The organism is Nocardiopsis sp. TNDT3, assembly GCF_003427465.1.
Lineage (GTDB): Bacteria > Actinomycetota > Actinomycetes > Streptosporangiales > Streptosporangiaceae > Nocardiopsis > Nocardiopsis dassonvillei.
This window is the reverse complement of the sequence record NZ_QPFC01001087.1, coordinates 1-4,238: the sequence shown is the minus strand read 5'-3', so window position 1 is coordinate 4,238 and position 4,238 is coordinate 1. Positions and strand designations below refer to the sequence as shown.

The 4,238-nt window shown below is 70.9% G+C and carries 5 protein-coding genes; 4 read left to right on the top strand and 1 reads right to left on the bottom strand.

The window, feature by feature from the left end:
• Positions 1-399: 399 nt before the first annotated feature.
• From DQW06_RS29315 to DQW06_RS24155, 4 genes are all read left to right on the top strand, one after another.
• A complete protein-coding gene (locus DQW06_RS29315) occupies positions 400-561 on the top strand; it encodes a hypothetical protein (protein WP_198662535.1) in 162 nt (53 codons plus the stop codon).
• 90 nt (positions 562-651) lie between these two features.
• Positions 652-870: a hypothetical protein gene (locus tag DQW06_RS24165; RefSeq protein ID WP_117199370.1), complete on the top strand. Its 219-nt coding sequence runs from the start codon at positions 652-654 to the stop codon at positions 868-870.
• The gene (locus tag DQW06_RS24160) at positions 867-1,427 is read left to right on the top strand and encodes a DUF6879 family protein (protein ID WP_117199369.1); all 561 of its coding nucleotides are present in this window, start codon (positions 867-869) and stop codon (positions 1,425-1,427) included. The genes DQW06_RS24165 and DQW06_RS24160 overlap by 4 nt, the downstream gene beginning before the upstream one ends.
• 53 nt (positions 1,428-1,480) lie before the next feature.
• Positions 1,481-3,547 (top strand): tetratricopeptide repeat protein, encoded by a 2,067-nt coding sequence (locus DQW06_RS24155; protein ID WP_117199368.1) that lies wholly within the window; start codon positions 1,481-1,483, stop codon positions 3,545-3,547.
• An 85-nt stretch (positions 3,548-3,632) separates the two neighbouring features.
• Here the strand turns inward: DQW06_RS24155 and DQW06_RS24150 are convergent, their stop codons facing one another.
• The gene (locus DQW06_RS24150) at positions 3,633-4,106 is read right to left on the bottom strand and encodes an SRPBCC domain-containing protein (protein WP_117199367.1); all 474 of its coding nucleotides are present in this window, start codon (positions 4,104-4,106) and stop codon (positions 3,633-3,635) included.
• Positions 4,107-4,238 lie beyond the last annotated feature (132 nt).

Here is a 4,238-nt window from a genome sequence, read left to right as displayed (position 1 = left end):
GTTGATGGGCACTGCTGCTCCTCTGTGCGAACTCCGGACGGCGGTGTCCGGAAGGAGTGGGGGGTGGGGAGCGCTCCCATTGCACCGGAAGCTAACACGAAAAACGTTTTTACGGTAGCCGTGCGACTACGGTCGGGAAGGGACCGGGTTCCGGAGGGTGGAGGGGCGGGGAATCTGCGCGGTCCTCTACGCGCACCAGGCGACCTGTACCTGGTCTGCGCCGACACCCCCGAGGAGCTGATCCGCTCGGTCGCCGCCGTCACGGCAGCACCGCACCTCCCCTTCCGCGGGTTCCACCGGAACTCCTGACTCTCAGCGGTGCCGCGACCGGCAGGCTTTCTTCCGCGACGGGCAGGAACCACCATGGAGGAAACAGGCTGACGTGATGGAGTGGAAACCGTGAACGAGGACGAGAGCAACGAACCAGCCGTCTCCGAGGAGGAGATCCAAGCCCTGCTCGACGCACTCGCCGCTGCTGACATCAAACGGATCGTGCGCGCGTCTGGTGAGGACGACAGGGACGAAGTGGAGCAGATACGGAGAAGGTACGTGGGCGGGTAGGCCGAAGACGGCCACAAGCCCTACGGGGCAGGGCTTCCGTGTTAGCTTCAAGACCCGAGGAACGTTCCTGGGAGGCCCGAACGGAGAGCCATGGAACTGGAACTGCTCGCCAAGGACGACAAGTCAGGTGACAAAGGCTGCCCCTCCGTCTACATCAGCGACACGGGTGACTTCGTCGTCCAGGGCGCTGGTCTCAATGACGCCGACTTCGCGAAGCTGGCCGACCCCCTGCCCGGTGAGACCGCGGTCCGCATCTCTCCCGAGATCGTCCTCGCCGCCGTCGAGCGCTACCGGCGGAGGGGCGCGTGACCCCTGAAAGCGGTGGGTCCCGGCCCGTCAGCGGGGAGGAGTTCGACCGCTTCTTCGAGGACTGCCGCTACACGGCCTTTCGGCTGGAAACCCTCCAGGTCTACGACGTCGGCTACGAGGAAGAGGCGTTGCGCCGCTTCCTAGCCAACGGTGAGGTGATCACTACCGACTCCCACGATGACTGGGCCCGCATCGTCGGCAGCGGGCGACGGTTCCGCCGGGTCCACGTCGTCGTCGAACCTCTGACGGACTACCTGCGGTTCGAGTGTGCATGGGGCTACCGCTCCAACGTCAAGGCGGGCGAGGACGTCAACATCCTGCCCGTGCGCGAGGATTCCTGGCCCGAGGGCGTCCCCCGGTCCGACTACTGGTTGTTCGACTCCGAGCGGCTGGTGAAGATGGACTACGCGCCCGACGGCACCATGCTCGCCCCCGAACTGGTGACCGATCCCGAGCAGATCGTGCGGGCCAACGCGGTACGTGACCTGGCCCTGCACCTGTCCATCCCTTTCTCCGAGTACGAGAAGCGTTTCGACGCTGACATGCGACCCCTGTGACAGACACCGAAAACCACCGGACCACCAATACCGTGCACGGCAGCCCTTCGGCAATGGTGCAGGCGGGTGTCGTACACGGCGACGTCCACATCGTCTCCGGACCCGCCAGGCCCGCCGCCGTGCCGCGCCAGCTGCCGCTGGCGGTCACCGGCTTCGTGGACCGCTCAGCTCACCTGCGACAGCTGGACGCGCTGGCGGCCGAGGCGCAGACGGGTGTCCCGGTCGCGGTGCTGGCCGGACCTCCGGGCGTTGGCAAAACCGCTCTGGCCATTCACTGGGCACACCGGACGCGAGACATCTTCCCCGACGGAGCTCTGTACGCCAGTGTGCACGGGCACGCTCCCGGCCCGCGTGCCGAGGCCTCACAAGCACTCGACGCGATCCTGCGGGCCCTCGGTGTTCCTCCTGAGCGCATCCCCCTGGATCTGGATGGCCGCTCGGCCCTCTACCGCTCCGAGGTCGATGGCAAGCGTCTCCTGGTCGTCATCGACGACGTGCTCAACCCAGGACAGGTCCGTCCCCTGTTGCCCGCCTCGCCCGGCTGCATGGTCGTGGTGACCAGCCGGAACGCGCTGCCCGGTCTTGTGGCACGCGACGGGGCCCGGCGCCTCACCCTGGACGTTCTGCCGGTGGCTGACTCGGTGGCCCTGCTACGGAGTACGGTCGGTCCCCGCGTGGACTCTGAGCCGCGTGCGGCCCACGAACTGGCCGAGCACTGCGCCCGCCTCCCGCTGGCCCTGCGTGTGGCGGCCGAGCGGCTGCTCGACCGGCCGGACGCGGCACTGAGCGACCTGGTACGCGAACTGGCCGCCGAGGATTCACGTCTGGACGCCCTCTCCGAGGAGGACGAGTTGAGTGATCTGCGCGCCGTGATGACGGCTTCCTATCGGGCCCTGGACGACGACACCGCCCGTTTTTTCCGGCGTCTGGGCCTGCACCCGGGACCGGAGTTCTCCTGCGGGGCCGCCGCCGCGCTCACCGGCACCCCGCGGGCGGAGGCCCGAAGGCTCCTGGACCGCCTGACCCGCGCGAACCTCGTGGAGCGCCCGCGCGAGGACCGCTACCGCCTGCACGACCTGGTTCGCCTGTACGCGGTCGAGCGGGTCCGCGCCGAGGAGGGACCGGAGGCGGCGGGCGAGGCCGTCGGACGGGTGGCCCGGTGGTACACGCACGCCGCCGCACGGGCGCAGCTTGTGGAACACCCCAACTTCCCGGTGGTCCCCGGGCGGGAACAGGATCACGAGTTGCCCGGGTTCGGCTCCGTCCAGGACGCGCTGACCTGGTTCGAGACCGAGCGCGCGAACCTCGTGGCCGTGGTGCGGGCCGCACTGGAGCACGGCCACCACGACACCGCCTGGCGACTGCCCGCGACGATCTACCCGCTGTTCGAGCTGCACCGGCACTGGCACGAGTGGCGCGACCTGCACGCGGTCGGCCTCCGGGCGGCCGGGAACGCGGGCAGCGCCTTCGGACTCGCCCGCAACCACCTGGGCATGGGCGACGCCCAGTGGCTGCTGGACGATCTCGACGCGGCCGTGCGGCACTACGGGTCCGCCCTGGAGGCCAATCGGGAGGCCGGTGATCCGTGGGTGGAGGGGTTCGCGCTGCGCCAGCTGGGAGTGGTGGCCTGGCAGCGCGGTGAGCGCGACGGAACCGCTGTCGAACAGGTCGAGCGGGCCATCGCGGTCTTCCGTGAGTCGGGCGAGCGGCGCGGGGCGGCGATGGGGCTGCTGAGCCTGGCCGACTTCGGGGTGGACCTCGGCCGTTGGGACGAGGCCCTCGACCACAGCCGTGCGGCGATCGAGGCCTTCGAGGCCGTCAACGCCGACTGGAGCGTGGCCTGGGCGCGCTGCACCCTGGGCCGGAGCCTCACCGGATCGGGCCGGGCCGGGGAAGCCGTGACCGAGTACCGGCGGGCCCTGCGCGTCTTCGAGGAGCGCGACGACCGGGACAGCCGGGCGGTCGCCCTGCTGGGTCTGGGCGATGCCCGCGCCGAACTGGGCGACGCCGCCGCGGCCCGGGAGGCGTGGAACGCGGCCCTGGAGTACCTGCGCGACCACGACGACCCGCGCGCGGACGAGGTGGAGGCACGCCTGGGCCGTCTGCCCGACGACGGCTGAGGACCACGCGCGGGGAGGCCACGCCGATGCCTGGCAGGGCGGTCCGGTCCCGGGCGGGCGTCTCCGTCCGGACCGGGTCGCCGGGTCAGCGCTCCACGTGGGCCGCGAGGTTGGCCAGGGACGAGGCCAGGGCCTCCTCGTGGACGGCGTGTTCGATGCCCCGGGGCACGTCGACGGCCTCGACGGTGACCAGGGTTCCCTCCGGGTCCGCGGTGAGGGTCCAGGTCATCGTCATCGTCCCGGCGAAGTCGGGGTCCGGGGACTCGAAGTCGATCCGCTGCACGACCCGCTCCCCGGGCACCAGCTCGGCGAAGGCGACCTCGGTGACGTCCTCCGTCGCCGAGGTCTTGCCATGCCCCGCCCCCGGGTCGAGGTAGGTCAGCACCATGCGGAAGCCGCCCCCCGGCCACGGCTCGAAGCGGTCGATCCGGCCGGTCATGCCCTCCGGCGGCAGCCAGGCCGCGAGGGCGTCCGGCTCGGTCATCGCCGCGTAGACCGCCGCCGCGGAGGCGCGGACGGTCCTGCTCCCCCGGTCGGTACGCGGTGGTCTCGATGCCATGGTCGCCCTCCTCGAACACTGCTGTGCGTGTACGCGGGCAACCTAGCCGACACCGCCGACAGACCGGGCGCGCCCCGCCCGGCCCCACCGTGCCCGGCATCCGACTCTTGGGGCGCGCCGGTGGCGGACGCC